General features: G+C 43.7%; 15 protein-coding genes and 2 pseudogenes. 3 read left to right on the top strand and 14 right to left on the bottom strand.

Annotation, left to right across the window (positions count from 1 at the left end):
* Positions 1–55: 55 nt before the first annotated feature.
* Together DWZ38_RS23520 and DWZ38_RS23515 are read left to right on the top strand one after the other, a co-directional pair.
* Positions 56–1207: pseudogene (locus tag DWZ38_RS23520) on the top strand (FprA family A-type flavoprotein); the annotation flags it as partial.
* Positions 1187–1846 carry a flavin reductase gene (locus DWZ38_RS23515; RefSeq protein WP_347519594.1) on the top strand — a complete coding sequence of 220 codons (660 nt, stop codon included), beginning with the start codon at positions 1187–1189 and terminating at the stop codon, positions 1844–1846. The pseudogene DWZ38_RS23520 and the gene DWZ38_RS23515, both read left to right, overlap by 21 nt.
* A gap of 49 nt (positions 1847–1895) precedes the next feature.
* Here the strand turns inward: DWZ38_RS23515 and DWZ38_RS11455 are convergent, their stop codons facing one another.
* Genes DWZ38_RS11455 through DWZ38_RS11440 form a run of 4 tightly spaced genes read right to left on the bottom strand, consistent with a single transcriptional unit; the run spans position 1896 to position 7368 of the window.
* On the bottom strand, positions 1896–2921 hold the full coding sequence (locus DWZ38_RS11455; RefSeq protein WP_117852820.1) for a U32 family peptidase: 1026 nt from the start codon (positions 2919–2921) through the stop codon (positions 1896–1898).
* Between the two features lie 26 nt (positions 2922–2947).
* Positions 2948–3790, bottom strand: a complete 843-nt coding sequence (locus DWZ38_RS11450; RefSeq protein WP_117852817.1) for an RNA methyltransferase — start codon at positions 3788–3790, stop codon at positions 2948–2950.
* Positions 3787–5187, bottom strand: coding sequence for a hypothetical protein (locus DWZ38_RS11445; RefSeq protein WP_178105320.1), 1401 nt, complete (start codon positions 5185–5187; stop codon positions 3787–3789). Before DWZ38_RS11445 ends, DWZ38_RS11450 begins: the two co-directional genes overlap by 4 nt.
* 12 nt (positions 5188–5199) lie before the next feature.
* A complete protein-coding gene (locus DWZ38_RS11440; protein WP_117852813.1) occupies positions 5200–7368 on the bottom strand; it encodes an alpha-galactosidase in 2169 nt (722 codons plus the stop codon).
* Between the two features lie 368 nt (positions 7369–7736).
* Between DWZ38_RS11440 and DWZ38_RS11435 the strand changes: the two genes are divergently transcribed.
* Positions 7737–8576 (top strand): AraC family transcriptional regulator, encoded by an 840-nt coding sequence (locus DWZ38_RS11435; protein WP_117852810.1) that lies wholly within the window; start codon positions 7737–7739, stop codon positions 8574–8576.
* Between the two features lie 49 nt (positions 8577–8625).
* Here the strand turns inward: DWZ38_RS11435 and DWZ38_RS11430 are convergent, their stop codons facing one another.
* From DWZ38_RS11430 to DWZ38_RS11385, 10 genes and pseudogenes are all read right to left on the bottom strand, one after another.
* A complete protein-coding gene (locus DWZ38_RS11430; RefSeq protein ID WP_021926119.1) occupies positions 8626–8805 on the bottom strand; it encodes a hypothetical protein in 180 nt (59 codons plus the stop codon).
* A pseudogene (locus tag DWZ38_RS11425) lies at positions 8802–9062 on the bottom strand (hydrolase); the annotation flags it as partial. The gene DWZ38_RS11430 and the pseudogene DWZ38_RS11425, both read right to left, overlap by 4 nt.
* A 25-nt stretch (positions 9063–9087) precedes the next feature.
* On the bottom strand, positions 9088–9315 hold the full coding sequence (locus tag DWZ38_RS11420) for a hypothetical protein (protein ID WP_021926117.1): 228 nt from the start codon (positions 9313–9315) through the stop codon (positions 9088–9090).
* 250 nt (positions 9316–9565) lie between these two features.
* A complete protein-coding gene (locus DWZ38_RS11415) occupies positions 9566–9913 on the bottom strand; it encodes a molecular chaperone Hsp90 (RefSeq protein WP_117852808.1) in 348 nt (115 codons plus the stop codon).
* Between the two features lie 91 nt (positions 9914–10004).
* Positions 10005–11273: a M20/M25/M40 family metallo-hydrolase gene (locus DWZ38_RS11410; RefSeq protein ID WP_117852806.1), complete on the bottom strand. Its 1269-nt coding sequence runs from the start codon at positions 11271–11273 to the stop codon at positions 10005–10007.
* 33 nt (positions 11274–11306) lie between these two features.
* The gene (gene dusB, locus DWZ38_RS11405) at positions 11307–12263 is read right to left on the bottom strand and encodes a tRNA dihydrouridine synthase DusB (RefSeq protein WP_117853025.1); all 957 of its coding nucleotides are present in this window, start codon (positions 12261–12263) and stop codon (positions 11307–11309) included.
* Positions 12264–12346: 83 nt separating this feature from the next.
* The gene (locus DWZ38_RS11400) at positions 12347–12685 is read right to left on the bottom strand and encodes a DUF6145 family protein (protein WP_117852804.1); all 339 of its coding nucleotides are present in this window, start codon (positions 12683–12685) and stop codon (positions 12347–12349) included.
* A 23-nt stretch (positions 12686–12708) separates the two neighbouring features.
* The gene (locus tag DWZ38_RS11395; protein ID WP_021926113.1) at positions 12709–13506 is read right to left on the bottom strand and encodes a biotin--[acetyl-CoA-carboxylase] ligase; all 798 of its coding nucleotides are present in this window, start codon (positions 13504–13506) and stop codon (positions 12709–12711) included.
* Positions 13506–14507 carry an ornithine carbamoyltransferase gene (gene argF / locus DWZ38_RS11390; protein WP_021926112.1) on the bottom strand — a complete coding sequence of 334 codons (1002 nt, stop codon included), beginning with the start codon at positions 14505–14507 and terminating at the stop codon, positions 13506–13508. The genes DWZ38_RS11395 and argF overlap by 1 nt, the downstream gene beginning before the upstream one ends.
* Positions 14508–14526: 19 nt before the next feature.
* Entirely contained in the window at positions 14527–15468 is a 942-nt protein-coding gene (locus tag DWZ38_RS11385) for a stomatin-like protein (protein ID WP_021926111.1), read from the bottom strand.
* Between the last annotated feature and the right edge of the window lie 3 nt (positions 15469–15471).

Below are 15471 nucleotides of genomic sequence, written 5' to 3'. Positions count from 1 at the left end.
ATACAATCAAGTTAAAAAGTTAACAATTTCCGGTTATAAAAAGGAGACGAAGCGTATGAAAATCACAGATACCATTAAATATGTAGGCGTAAACGATCATCAGGTGGACCTTTTTGAGGGTCAGTACAAAGTGCCAAACGGCATGGCTTACAATTCTTATGTAATCCTTGATGAGAAAATTGCAGTTATGGATACAGTAGATGCTAATTTCACACACGAATGGCTGGATAATCTGGATCAGGCTCTTAACGGACGCAAACCGGATTACCTGATCGTACAGCACATGGAACCGGATCACGCAGCCAATGTGGCAAATTTTCTTAAGGTTTACCCAGACACAACTGTTGTTGCCAATGCAAAAACCTTCAATATGATCCGCAACTTCTTTGACCTCGACCTGGAGGGTCAGAAGCTTGAAGTAAAAAATGGCGGTACTCTCAGCCTTGGAAAGCACAACCTGACCTTTGTTTTTGCCCCAATGGTGCACTGGCCAGAAGTTATGGTAACCTATGACAGCACAGACAAGGTTCTTTTCTCTGCAGACGGATTTGGAAAATTCGGTGCTCTTGATGTAGAAGAAGATTGGGATGACGAAGCTCGCAGATATTTTATCGGAATCGTTGGAAAATACGGACCGCAGGTACAGAATCTGCTGAAGGTGGCTGCCGGGCTTGACATTCAGATCATTTGCCCGCTTCACGGACCTGTTCTTAAGGAAAATCTTGGCCATTACATTGGGCTGTATGATACCTGGTCCTCCTATACTCCGGAAACAGAAGGAATTGTAATTGCCTATACTTCTGTTTACGGCCATACAAAGAAAGCAGTAGAATTGCTGGCTGATAAGCTTCGCAGCAAAGGGTGTCCAAAAGTAGTTGTTTATGATCTTGCAAGAGATGATATGTCTCTGGCTTTGTCCGATGCCTTCCGTTACAGCAAGCTGGTTCTTGCAACTACCACATACAATGCCAGCATTTATCCGTTTATGCACGACTATATCACACGCCTGGTGGAGCACAATTTCCAGAACCGCACTGTAGGCATTATTGAAAACGGTTCCTGGGCACCTCTTGCAGCAAAGGTTATGAAAGAAATGCTTTCCCCATGCAAAAAAATCAACTGGCTGGACACCACTGTAAAGATTCTGTCTGCTGTAAATCAGGAAAACAAAGAGCAGCTGGAAGCTATGACCGACGAGCTTTGTAAGGAATACATTGCAAAGAGTGACGAGCTTGCAAACAAGAATGATATGACTGCCCTTTTCCGAATCGGATACGGTCTTTATGTGGTTACCTCCAATGACGGCAAAAAAGACAACGGGCTGATCGTAAATACTGTAACCCAGCTTACCGATACACCGAATCGCGTAGCCGTAAACATTAACAAGGCAAACTATTCACATCATGTGATCAAACAGACAGGTGTGCTGAATGTAAACTGCCTTTCTGTAGAAGCACCATTCTCTGTTTTCCAGCAGTTTGGTTTCCAGACCGGTCGAAGCGTAGATAAATTTGCCGGTCAGACAGTTCGCCGTTCCGATAACGGACTGGTTTTCCTGGATAAATATATTAACGCTTTTATGTCTCTGAAGGTAGAGCAGTATGTAGATCTGGGAACTCACGGAATGTTCATTTGCAGCGTTACAGAGGCCCGCGTTATGAGCGATCAGGACACTATGACCTACACCTATTATCAGAAGTATGTGAAACCAAAGCCACAGACCGAAGGCAAAAAGGGATTTGTGTGCAAGGTTTGCGGATATATTTATGAGGGAGATGAGCTTCCGGAGGATTATATCTGCCCGCTGTGTAAGCATGGAGCTGCTGATTTCGAACCAATTGCATAAAATAAATCGAAAAAGGTTCCGGCGTCTGCCGGGACCTTTTTCGTAAATACTATTTTTTCATACCATAAGTTTCATAATAACAATTGCCGCTGCAGCCTTTCTCAAACAGTTTGGCTTTCATTTTATTTATAAAATCAGCTTCATTTTTCGCACAATCCAGGATCTCTAACGCCTGCTTTAAATTACGGATATCATTCTCCATATAATTCACGTAATTTCCTCTTCCTACCAGCTTCAAGTGTGTGATTCCAGCCCTTTGAAGCTGATAAAGCGCACATAATCCGCATCCGGTTTCGCCGCAAATATAATCCGGCACATCCAAAATATCCTCTTCTATTTCATCTGTTAACACTTCTAAAGCCAGTTCTGTTTTTCCTGCTTTTTTCTTTCCCGGAACATATGGCACCCGGCAAAGATATCCCATTTCATCACAGTGCAGGGAATTACAAAATGCACCTGTAAACTGACACAATTCATTCAAAACAAATGCCTCAAACTCACAGATTTCTGCTTCTTTTCCCGCCTCATACATTTGCTTTGATAACAGATTCTGCTGTTTATTCTTACAGCTTTTAATAACACTTTCCATATCCTCGAAGGTATTTTTTCTGTGAAATATCAGTCTTTTGGGATGAAATTGTGCCACTGCATCCACCATACGCCTATTGATTTCTCCTGTTTCTCCACTGATATGCAAGTCACAGTCCACATTATTTTCCCGCAAGTACACCATCAATGCCGGATCTGCAATAATATAGCTGTGAAATCCAATTGTCATACAGCATCGAATGATTTCTGCAATTTCCGGGTACTGTTTCGGAATATAGTACAGAGAATTAAAAGTAAGATGAACTGGTTTCCCATACTTTTTTATCATAGCTGCAAGAATCCTGAGTTCTTCAAAGGCTCCAAGCTGCACATTATAGCAAAGCACTTCACGACGATTTAACGGCAGTACTGTGCCATATTTTTTTGACCAGGAATAGGGTACATATCCACAGAAAAACTCATCTGCTCCTGCTTTTACAAAGCGCTCATATTCATCGATCGAGCCTAATCCTGCTACAATTTTCATAATTATAATTCCTCGTGAAATAGCATTTACTGAATATTATTTAAGTTTTTCTTTCCAAGCTCCCAAAATGCCACTGCACTGGCTGCGGCCACATTCAGGGAATCCACGTCGTGAGACATAGGGATTTTCACTGTGTAATCACAGTCAGCAATCGTCTGACCGGACAGACCATCTCCTTCTGTTCCAAGAATAATTGCCAGCTTCTCTTCCGCCAAAAGAGCAGGATCATCAATACTGACAGAATCATCACGAAGTGCCATTGCCACAGATTTAAATCCCATTTTTTTCAGGCTGTCCATTCCAGTCTCCGGCCAGGAAATCTTCTTGTCAAAATAGGTCCACGGAATTTGAAAAACAGTTCCCATACTCACTCTGGCAGCTCTTCGATAAAGAGGGTCGCAGCACCCTCCTGTAAGCAGCACTGCGTCCATATGTAAAGCTGCCGCAGAACGAAAAATCGCACCTATATTCGTTGGGTTTACCACATTTTCCAGCACTGCTACTCTGCAGGCATTTTGACAGATTTCCTCTACTGACGGCAGCTGACGCCGTTTCATGGCACATAGCATTCCTCTTGTCAGCGCAAAGCCTGTAAGCTTTACCAACACATCATACTCTGCTGTATAAACCGGGGTTTCCGGAAACTGCGCCAGAATTTCCTTCGCCGCTCCTTCCAGATCCCTATGCTCCACAAGAAAGGAAATCGGCTCATAGCCTGCATTGACTGCACGCTGAATTACCTTTGGACTTTCTGCTATAAAAAGCCCTGGCTTTGGTTCATAATATCTCAACAGCTGCACCTCTGACAGGCTGGCATATAAGCCAAGCTCCGGCGTATTAAAGTCTTTTATTTCAATCCAATTAGTCATTTTTGCTCTCCTATTACCAGTCTGTCCACGCCGTTTTTTATATAAGTCTCCAAAACTTTTATATCCTTCAAAGCATCCATATCAATACCAAATAAAGAATTATATCTTCCCATCATATGCAAATGCTCCGGATACAAAAGTACATATTCCCTGCAGTATTCCGGACAGTTTTTTATCAGCTTCTGGCGACCTCTTTCACCATTTGCACAAACCGCAAATAACGGACAGTACTGCGACGTATTTGTCTGATAAAAAGGTATATGAAGACTGTTTTTTCCTATGGGAAACAACTGCGTATAACCACAGGTTTCCCATTCAAAGCGGCAGATTCCGTAGGTATTTCGCAGAAAGTTCCTATAAAACTGTGCATTCAGGCTATTTTCTTTAAATAATTTTTGATCACCTGTTTTATAGGAAATACGCGGATCCTTTTTTCGTTTATTAAGCAATGTGCCAAGGCAGGGAATCAGATTTTCCGTCTGATTTTTCAGGATTTCTGCCATTCCCCAGTCATTTACAACTACTTCAATCTGACAATTATGCAGACGGCACCACTTATCAATTTCACACAGTAAACGAGAAATAAAATCCAGTTTATATTCCCGTACATAAGAAAAAACAAGGGTTATTTTCAGGTGTTCTTTTACTGCCTTTTCCATCAGCTTAAACAACATATCCTGTTCCGGGAACAATAGGTGACAGAATTGATTCCCAATATACAAGCGTTCCGGTTTTCGTTCTGACTGCAAAAGCTTTTTACAAATACCAATACTGTTTTCGGCATATTTCTTGAGAAATTCTGCAAAAGAAAGCTGCAGATAATCAACATACATTTCCTTACGATCCAGTTCTAATGCCAGCTCTGCATTCAGCTTCTCCCAATTTTCTTTCCCATCCGAAGCTGCTTCTGATGCAACAGCCTGCACCTCTTCATCCCAGATCTGGATCTGCGCTTCCAGACTCTTACACCTTACCTGATCCAGTTCCCCCGGATAACCAGTCATATTTTTTGCTAGCCCACTGTCATCCTCTTCCAGCTTTAAGTGAATATATCTGCTGTACTGTCTTAGCAGGCTCTGTACAGCCTGCTTATAGTCCGGCTGATCAACGAAAACCCAGAATTTTTCATAAAATTCAGAGGGCTCATCAGTCTCTTTTTTCAGGTCATAGAAGGAAATCTTTACTTCATTATATTCGCCTTTTTCCAGATCATAAAAGCAGAGCCTGAACAGCTGCTGCGGAACTGTGTTTGTCTTGTCTTTTCCGGCTTTTGTATTCCCGGAAGCCATCATTTGGTTTTCCTTGCACAGTCGAAAACCAAAGCCGGTTTCATCTAATTTTGTAATCCTTATCTCCCGGTCTCCTGCAAATCCGGCAAGAAGACCGAACGGAATCATAGATACCATGTGTTACTCTGTCACTCTTTGCAGCATAATCTGATATGCCTCATATTCTCCTTTTGGCGCAGGAAGAAGCATGCCTGCTTCCATAAGAGCTGCACCGGCATAAACCTTTCCCGTTGTTTTTTCCAGGTAAAAAGCATCTTCAGCAAGTCCTCTTAGAGTTACATAAGCTGCCACCGGATTTGCTTCTGCAGTCAATCTGACTACACTTACCAGTGCCTGATTCTGATCTTCAGACACTACCATCCATGCAGCAAAATCATCCTGAAACGGATCAGAAAGGCGGTAATAATTTCCCTCACGGATCAGCTCCTGATGTTCCCGATATTTGGCAAGCTGCATGCGGATTTCTGCTTTTTCTTCCACACTTAAAAGTGCAGGATTCAGCTCATATCCAAAGGTTCCTGACATTGCCGCAACGCCTCTTGTATGAAGGCTTGTCACTCTTCCGGTCTGATGATTTGGCACTGCTGATACATGAGAGCCCATAGCTGCCACCGGATAGAAGAAGGAGGTTCCATACTGAATTCTGGTACGATTAATGGCATCTGTATTATCACTGCACCAGATCTGAGGAGTATAATACAGCATTCCTGCGTCAAATCTTCCGCCACCTCCGCTGCAGCCTTCAATCAGAATATTCGGATATTTTGAGGTGAGTTTTTCCAGAAAATCATATACGCCAACAACATAATCATAGGTTACATTAGGAGCATATACATCTGTCATACTACGGTTCATATCCCATTTTACATACTCAATATTTCCCTGATCCAGCACTGCACAAATCTGTTCAAAAACATGGTTGCGAACCTCTTTTCTTGAAAAATCAAGAAGCAGCTGATTTCTGGAACGAATTGGATTTCGTCCCGGAATGGTAATCGCCCAATCAGGATGTTTTCGATAAAGCTCGCTGTCTTCGTTTACCATTTCCGGCTCAATCCAGATGCCGAATTTTACTCCTTCTGCATTCACACGCTCAATCAGTTGGGAAAGAGTTCCCCCTAATTTCTCCTCATTTACACACCAGTCACCTAGAGAAGAGTTGTCATCATTTCGCTTTCCGAACCAACCGTCGTCCATAACAACCATGTCAATTCCCAGCTCTTTTGCCTGTTTTGCAAGCTCCACAATGGTATCTCCGGTAAAGTCAAAGTACGCAGCTTCCCAGCTATTGATCAGAACCGGACGGTTTTCATGAACATATTTACCCTGACAGATATGGTTCATAATGCAGTGATGATACTGCTGGGAAAGTCTGGAAAAACCTTTGTTGGAGTATGACAAAATAACTTCCGGTGCTGTAAATTCAGCCCCTGGTGCAAGAGGATATGCAAACAGTTCATCCGTAAGGCCCATTTGAAGTCTGGTCTGATTATACTGATCCTTTTCTGCCTCACAAAGGAAATTCCCACTATACACAAGCAGCATTCCATAACAGCTTCCGCTATCCTCATTTGCATTTTTTTGCGCAAGGATCACACCTGGATTGTACTGGTGGCTGGATGTTCCTCTGCGGCTTCCCAGGCGAATACTTCCATGAGAAACCGGTACTCTCTCCATATTTCTTTCCATAGCATGTTTTCCATAAAATTTAATCAGGTCATAGTCTCCATGAAGGAAATCCAGGCATGCAGACTGGGCTTTTCTGATGGTTACAGAAGCTTCCCCTGCATTTTTAATGATCACACTTCTTGTAATAATATCCTCTTTTTCCAGTACGCCGTAAAGGAGGTGGATTTCCATATTTGTGTTTGGATCTGCCAGTAGAATTTCCAATGTTTCTGCCTCATTTTCCCTGGCACGTACTGCCGGAAGTCCGGATAAATTGTATTTTCCTTTTGTGATTTTATGACTTACATAGACTGGATCGCAGCACTGGGAGCCATCTGCATTTTCAATATTTAATGCAAAATTACGGAAGTCTCCGGTTCCAAGAGAAGGATATTCCTGTGGCAACGCATCCAGAGAATAGGTTCTGTCCATTTCTGCTGAATACGGATTTCCGGAAAAGCCACGGTCTGCATAACTGAGGAGATAGTCCATTTCTCCAGCTGTTCTGGCACCGTAGTACAGATGAAGCAGATAATCATGCATATCTGCCTGCATCTGATAGGTGGAATGAGCGGTATTAAGGGTGAAAATACGGGTGGATTCGTTGAATGTGATTGACATGGGTAGGAGCCTCCTTTTTTCTTTTAAACTCTATAATCTAATTTTTCAATTCAGCTTTTACTTCAATTCACGTTTAGTATAACATACCAAAATAAGCACTTAAATAGCAATCTTTTTCCTGTTTCATGGCTTTATGGTGCATTTTTATTGTATAATGAAATATAATATCGCATTAAGATATATATTACACCTATCCATTGCCTTTGCATTCTCTGTTCTGTACAATTCTACTGTTTTTTCCTCCAAATATCATACCGCCGTTGATTTTCTTCCACAATCTGATCTACTTGTGCAATCTGTGTTTTTTTAACAGTAAGAACGTAGTATAATATTGATACCACAGAACTTCCACAGGAGATTTTCAGCATATGAACAACAACTTCCACATTTTCCCAAGCGAGAACTTCATTGATCTGTGTCTCTATCAATACGGACATGAAAAATGTACCCCCGGACATTTATTTGGTCCGGCGACACGGAATCATTATCTGTTTCATTATGTGCTTTCCGGGACAGGAACTCTGATGGCTGCTGATTCCAAGGGAGAAAACCACAGCTACCAGATTCGCAGCGGACAGGGCTTTATGATTTTTCCCGGCCAGATTACTACGTATATTGCAGACGTAAATGTACCCTGGGAATATGTGTGGGTGGAATTTGACGGACTGCGGACTACGGAAATTCTGAGTGTCTGCGGCTTCTCTACGGATTCTCCTGTTTATCGTACCCGTTCTGCCGAGCTGCGGGAAAAAATGGCCAAAGAGCTTTTGTATATTTCTGAGCATTCAGACCAGTCTGTGTTTCATCTGATGGGACACCTGTATCTTTTTCTGGATTTGCTGGCGCAGTCAGCTCCTGTACCAAAGCCTGCTGCCAGCAGCAAAATGAGTGATTATTATATCAAAGAAGCGATTAATTTTATTGAACAGAACTTCCAGAATGATATTTCTATCGAAGATGTTGCCGCTGTGTGCGGTATTAACAGAAGTTATCTGGGACGAATTTTCCGCACCAGTACCGGTCGCTCCCCGCAGGAGTTTCTGATCAGCTACCGCATGACAAAAGCGGCTGAACTTCTGAAGCTGACGACTCTCTCTGTGAGTGATATCGGCTGCGCCGTAGGGTACGAAAATCCTCTCCATTTTTCACGGGCGTTTAAAAATGTGTATGGGGTTTCACCCAGAGAGTGGAGGAATTTGCATAAGTGAAAATAACGGGTATCACCGTTTCCAGGGATACCCGTTGGTTTTGTTTCTTTTATCCAATTACTTCATACTGCATCATCTCATATTTCAGCTTTGTGCCTTCTTTGATTTCTGCCGGCAGAAGTGCACGGGCTACCAGTTTAAGTTCCGGGGAATCTGCATCGGTTCGGCGCAGATTCGCATAATCTCCATCTATGGAAACCACCTCATAATACCAGGTTTCTAATATCATTTTCCTAATTCCTCCTGTTCTGCTGCCATCTCTGCGTTAATAGTATCTTCACTTGCAGCCATTGCCTGTAAAGTCATGGTCAGAAGCTTCTCCAAATCCCAGCCAAGCTGCTGTGCGCCTCTTTCGATTACCTCACGGGAGCATCCGGCAGCAAAGCCTTTGCTCTTGTATTTTTTCTTGAGAGATTTCAGCTCCATATCCTTGGTACTCTTAGATGGGCGCATCAGTGCTGCTGCCCAGATAAGTCCGGTAAGCTCCTTTATGTCTGTCTACAATGGTCTTTTACATTGGGCAGCGATTTCTTCCCGGCATGTCCTCTCCTTTTACATATCTGGCATTGAACTCCATATTAATCTGGCGCAGTTCCTTTTTGCCATCAATGTAATCCTGATATATTTCTGCCAGTCCGGCCATGCAGCCATCGCAGGTTGCTTCTATATATCCCAGGGATTCTGCAACTATTTTTTCTCGCTCCTCGCGCGTTGTCTCTGAAATTAAATATCCAGCCATCTCATACCTCCCAAATAACAGTTCTCTATTATTTTTATCACTATACAACATTAAAGTGGTTTTGTACACTGATTTCTTGTATTTCATCACATACACAAATTGCCGCATTGTAAAATAGTACAAGAAAAATATTCATTAATTACATGAACAACATAAAATAAGAGAAAGAATCCACTTAGACCCTTCCTCTTAAATAAGCTTGCACGTTAGCTGTAAGTGGCTCAGCGTTCGTAGCACACTCTTTTACAAATTATTTCAAAATCTCATCCTTCTTATTCAGCAGTGCCTCGCAAGCTGCACATGCAGCACAATCGCAGTATTTTGCGCCTGCTGCCTTACGCTCCTTCGCATGGTTCAAAATATTCTTAGCGCCATCTGCACCGAATACCTTTGCACCCATATCAGATTCTGCGAAAGAAATCAATCCATCAATTGGCATAATATCAGCTTCCAGCTCTGCAACATAAGCTTTGGCAGCCTTTGCCTCTGTATCTTTTCCAACCGCATCCAGATAATTCTGGGCCGCCTCTTTGATTTCCTTGCATGCTGATGGTGCTGCCAGCAGATCAGCTGTTAATTCCTGAATTGTTTTTTCCATGATAAAATCCCCTTTCTACAAGATTGTCTTTCGGTACTATTAGAGACCTTTTCTCCTTGAGTTATTTGAAAACTTTTGCTTTTATTATATCTCACACCTCTGGAAAATCAATGTTAAAATTGGCAATGTGGGGAAGCTGATATTTATAATTTCCTTCAAATCCCGACAACGCCAAAAGCAGCAGCAAATCTCGCTGAGGACCTTTCCAGGATTCGATATGCTCATACCATTCATGGATGGTATGCTCTCCACCGCCTTTACCGCCCCAGCCTACGGTAATTGCAGGAATTCCAAGGCTGATTGGAATGTTGGCATCTGTGCTTGCAGCACCTATGTATAAAGTTTCCATACCAAGTGCCTGATTCGCCGCATTAGCAGCCTGCACAATCTGGCATTGTTTTTCCTGGGTTCCAGCTGGACGCTTGCCTTTTTGTTCAAAGGTGACAGTAATGCAATCAGAAGTGGAATTCCCTGTTCCAAGTCCCCATCTTGCATTCTCTTCCTCCACCGCTTCCTCTACTGCTTCATGAAATTTAGCAGAAAGCTCCGTTAACGCATTTGCGTCCAATGAACGCATATCTACCAGCATGGACGCTTCTTCTGCAATTACATTCACAGAAGAGCCACCGTTTACTATGCCCACATTGAACGTAGTTTTTGGATCTGAGGGTACCTGAAAATCACTGATTTTTGCAATTGCGCGTCCCATTGCGTGGATAGGACTTGGAGTTCCAAAGCCAGTGTAGCTGTGGCCGCCGATGCCATGAAAGGTCACCAGGTATCGCTCGCTTCCTACTGCCTGATAAATGATTCCAGCAGTATTTTTATCATCGATAGACACGAAACCATCATATTGGTGGAGTGCATCCCCATCAACACCGAAGACATACTTCGTTCCCCGCAAATCTCCAAGACCTTCCTCGCACACATTCGCACAAAAAACAATATCTCCCTCGCCACGGATTCCTACAGCATTCATTGCTCTTGCGATGCTAAGATGTTCTGCCACAGCTCTTGTATCATCTCCGATTCCCGGACAGCTGTAGCGGTTTCCATCCTGCTTCAGCGTCAGGTCTGTTTCCATCGGGAAAACTGTATCAGTGTGTCCTGCAAGCACGATACGAGGACCATTTCCGTTTCCCTTTCGGACACCCAGAACATTTCCCACCGCATCAATGTGCACATCTTCAAGACCAGCCTCCTGCATCTTACCAAAAACATATTCTGCTTTCTTCTCTTCCTGATAAGAGGGCGCCGGAATCTGGCACATTTCCAGAGTTTCCTGCAACGTCCTCTTGTCGTCCTTTTCTAAAAACCTAAATGCTTCCTGAACCGTCTTGCATCTTAATAACTCTTTCATGATAGTGATTGCTCCTTACCTGCCGTATCCTTGCTACAGCCGCTCCAACAGCTGCTGTAATTCCTCATAGCTGCTGATGTTGTTGGACTCTCTGCGAAGTCCGGCACTATGAGGCATTCCGGCTGTATACCATGCCACATGCTTCCGCATTTCACGAATTCCGATAAATTCGCCCTTCATCTGGATTTGCGCCCTCGCATGCTTCAGAATTGTTTCCTTAATCTCATCCAGCGTCGGTCTTTGCAGTTCTTCGCCCGTTGCAAAGTAGTGATTCATTTCCCGGAAGATCCAGGGATTTCCCTCAACAGCCCTTCCGATCATTACAGCATCACAGCCGGTCTGGCAAAACAAAGCCTCTGCCTTTTTTGGAGAATCCACATCTCCATTCCCAATTACCGGAATAGACACTGCTTCTTTGATCCTGGCGATAGTTTCCCAGTCTGCGGTTCCGGAATAATACTGCTGCCTTGTCCGTCCGTGAACTGCAATCGCGGCTGCTCCGGCATCCTCAATGCGTTTCACAATATCAATAATATCAACAGGCTCTTTCTCAAAACCAATGCGCACCTTCACAGTAAGAGGCTTACTGATTGCAGAAGACACGCTTTTCACAATATCTGCGATCAACTCCGGGTTCTTCAAAAGTGCAGATCCCTCTCCGTTATTTACCACCTTAGGTACCGGGCATCCCATATTGATATCCAGAATATCAAATGGCTCCTCTTCAATCTCCTTTGCCACCTCTGCCATCAGCTGTGGCTCACTTCCAAATAGCTGAAGAGAAATGGGATGCTCCACAGGATCTATTTTCATAAGCTCCCTGGTATTCTTGTTCTTATAGGAAATTGCCTTGGCACTGATCATCTCCATACAGAGAAGCCCAGCTCCCTGTTCCTTACACAGTCTGCGAAAAGCAAGATCTGTCACCCCTGCCATAGGAGCAAGAACAAAACGATTAGGAATCTCTACATTTCCAATTTTCCATGACATTTTTTCAGGAATTTTATGCATGGTATTCCCATTTTTCAAGTTACTGTCTAAATTACTATTCATATTAACCTTTATGTTCTGTCTTATTTTTCTTCCACATCTTCTCCCAGGAAAAATACCCGGTAATACATTTCCAGGGATTCCAGAAGCTCCTGTTTTTCCTGGCGAAGCTGTTTAATCTTCAATGCCCCACCGATATCATCATAAAAGCCATCTGCTTCAGCCGCTTCTGTCTTAAACTGAAGATCGCCCTGATTATCAAACTCCAGAGTAAAGATTCCTCCGATCTCTTCTGTATAGAGTACACACATAATCTGAAGCTCTTTCTTCACATGATCCGGCAGAGAATTAAAGTCTTTATTAAAATAATATTTCTGCTCATAAGCACTTGCACCGCAAAGCACTACATTATCCTGATACAAATAGATACCACCTTTCGTTTATTTTACACGTAGCTGTACAAGCCTCGCACAGAAACCTCTCCTGCGCTGACTTCCACTACTGTTCCATCCGTTTTTTCCACAAGCAGCTCCCCGCTGTCGGTGATTCCCCTGGCAATTCCTTCATAAGGCTCCTTCGCCAGCACACGGACAGGCTGATTATAATTGGCCAGAATACTTTCATACTCAGCTTTGAGTCCACTGAGATTACAGGTTGCTGCAAATTTTTCATAATAATTTTCAAAGGCTTCCATTACAAGTCCCGGAATCTGGCTTCTGTCAAACTCTCTTCCACTTTCCAGATAAAGAGAAGTGGCTTTATCTTCCATTTCTGCAGGAAACTCTCTGATATTTACATTAATTCCCACGCCTATGACCGCATAATCGATTTTTCCATCACGAACTCCCATTTCAGTGAGAATCCCGCATATCTTTTTGTGGGAAACCACCACATCATTGGGCCACTTAATGCTTACCTCAAAGCCAAGCAGCTTCACAGCTTTCGCCACTGCCATACCCATTACCAGCGTCAGCATAGGTGCATACTGAGGCTCAAACTCCGGTCTCAAAAGAATACTCATCATTACGGAGGTTCCTTCCGGTACCTCCCAGGAGCGTCCAAGACGTCCTCTTCCTGCAGACTGAAATTCTGCAAGGGCAAGCGTTCCCTGCGGTGCGCCTTCTTTGGCAAGGCGCTTGATCCACAAATTTGTAGAATCCGTTTCTTTTGCAAAATGGACGGTTTTGCCCGCCCATTTTGTGTGTATCTGATCTGAAATTGTATTTTCGTTGTAAGCAAACATTATCTTGTCTCCGGCTCTCCTAAAGTAGCAACCATAACTGCTTTGATTGTATGCATACGGTTCTCTGCCTCATCAAATACCTTGGAAGCTGGGGACTCAAATACTTCGTCCGTTACTTCCATATCGGTAAGGTTGAAGCGCTCGCCCATCTCTTTGCCGATCTTGGTCTTAAGGTCATGGAATGCAGGCAGGCAGTGAAGGAAGATTGCTTTCTCACCAGCGTTCTTCATAACTGCGGAAGTTACCTTGTAAGGTGTCAGGTCATGGATTCTCTCTTCCCATACTGCATCCGGCTCGCCCATGGATACCCATACATCTGTGTAAATAACATCTGCATCCTTGGTTCCAGCCTCCACATCCTCAGTAAGAGTGATGGTTGCGCCAGACTGTGCAGCGTACTCCTGGCACTGTGCTACAAGCTCCTCATTCGGGAAATATTTCTTGCTTGTGCATGCTACGAAATGCATTCCAAGCTTGGAGCATGCTACCATCAGGGAGTTGCCCATGTTGTAGCGGGCATCCCCCATGTATACCAGCTTAATGCCCTTCAGGTATCCGAAATGCTCACGGATAGTCAGCATATCAGCAAGCATCTGAGTAGGATGATACTCATTTGTCAGACCGTTCCAAACCGGAACACCTGCGTATTTGGCAAGCTCTTCTACGATGTCCTGGCCAAATCCGCGGTACTCAATACCGTCATACATTCTTCCAAGAACTCTTGCAGTATCTGCAATGCTCTCTTTCTTGCCGATCTGGGAACCTGTTGGATCCAGATAGGTGCTTCCCATTCCAAGGTCATGAGCTGCAACCTCGAAGGAGCAGCGTGTTCTTGTGCTGGTTTTTTCAAAGATCAGGGCAATGTTTTTGCCTTTGTAATACTCAGTCAGCTCGCCAGCTTTTTTCTTTGCCTTTAAATCAGCGGATAAATCAAGAAGATACAGAATTTCCTCTGGTGTAAAGTCTTTCAGTGTCAAAAAATTTCTGCCTTTTAAGTTCATAATAATTCTCCTCTTTTGTTTATTCTTCAGTCTTCTTCTCATCCACTACAACTTCCTTCAAAGAAGCTGCAAGGCCCGCCAGGTTCTGAATCTCGGACGGGATAATGATCTTGGTAGACTTGCCGTCTGCCACTTTTGCAAGTGCCTCGAAGCTCTTCAGGGTAAGGACTGCACTGTCTGCTCCGGCTTCCTTAATCATGCGAAGACCTTCTGCATTTGCCTTCTGAACCTTCAGAACAGCCTCTGCCTGACCTTCAGCTTCCTTGATCATGCGCTCCTTCTGCGCCTCTGCACGAAGAATTGCAGCCTGCTTTTCGGCCTCTGCGTCAAGAATGGCTGATTCCTTTTTACCTTCTGCTACAAGAATAGTAGACTTCTTCTCACCCTCTGCAATAAGTATAGCTTCTCGTCTCTCACGCTCTGCCTTCATCTGCTTCTCCATTGCTTCCTGGATCGCAGCTGGCGGAATGATGTTCTTAAGCTCTACACGGTTTACCTTGATTCCCCACGGATCTGTGGCTACATCAAGTGACGCGCGCATCTTGGTATTGATAACCTCACGGGAAGTCAGTGTTTCATCCAGTTCCATATCACCGATGATGTTACGCAGAGTAGTAGCGGAAAGATTCTCGATCGCCATGATCGGGTTCTCTACGCCATAAGCATAAAGCTTCGGGTCTGTGATCTGGAAAAATACAACGGTATCGATCTGCATGGTTACGTTATCTTTGGTGATAACCGGCTGAGGCGGGAAATCAACAACCTGCTCTTTCAGGTTAACCTTCCTTGCCACACGCTCAACAAATGGAAGTTTAAAGTGTACGCCAGTTCCCCATGTTGCCTGATAAGCGCCTAAGCGCTCAAGTACGATCGCATATGCCTGAGGTACGATACGAATGCAAGATGCAAGGATCCATAACACCAGAATAATGACGATCAATAAAACTATCACTTTTCCCATATT

It is taken from the genome of Ruminococcus sp. AF31-8BH (assembly GCF_003460605.1).
GTDB lineage: Bacteria > Bacillota > Clostridia > Lachnospirales > Lachnospiraceae > Blautia_A > Blautia_A acetigignens.
Note: the sequence above shows the minus strand (reverse complement) of the source record. Positions and strands in the feature narration are given on the sequence as shown.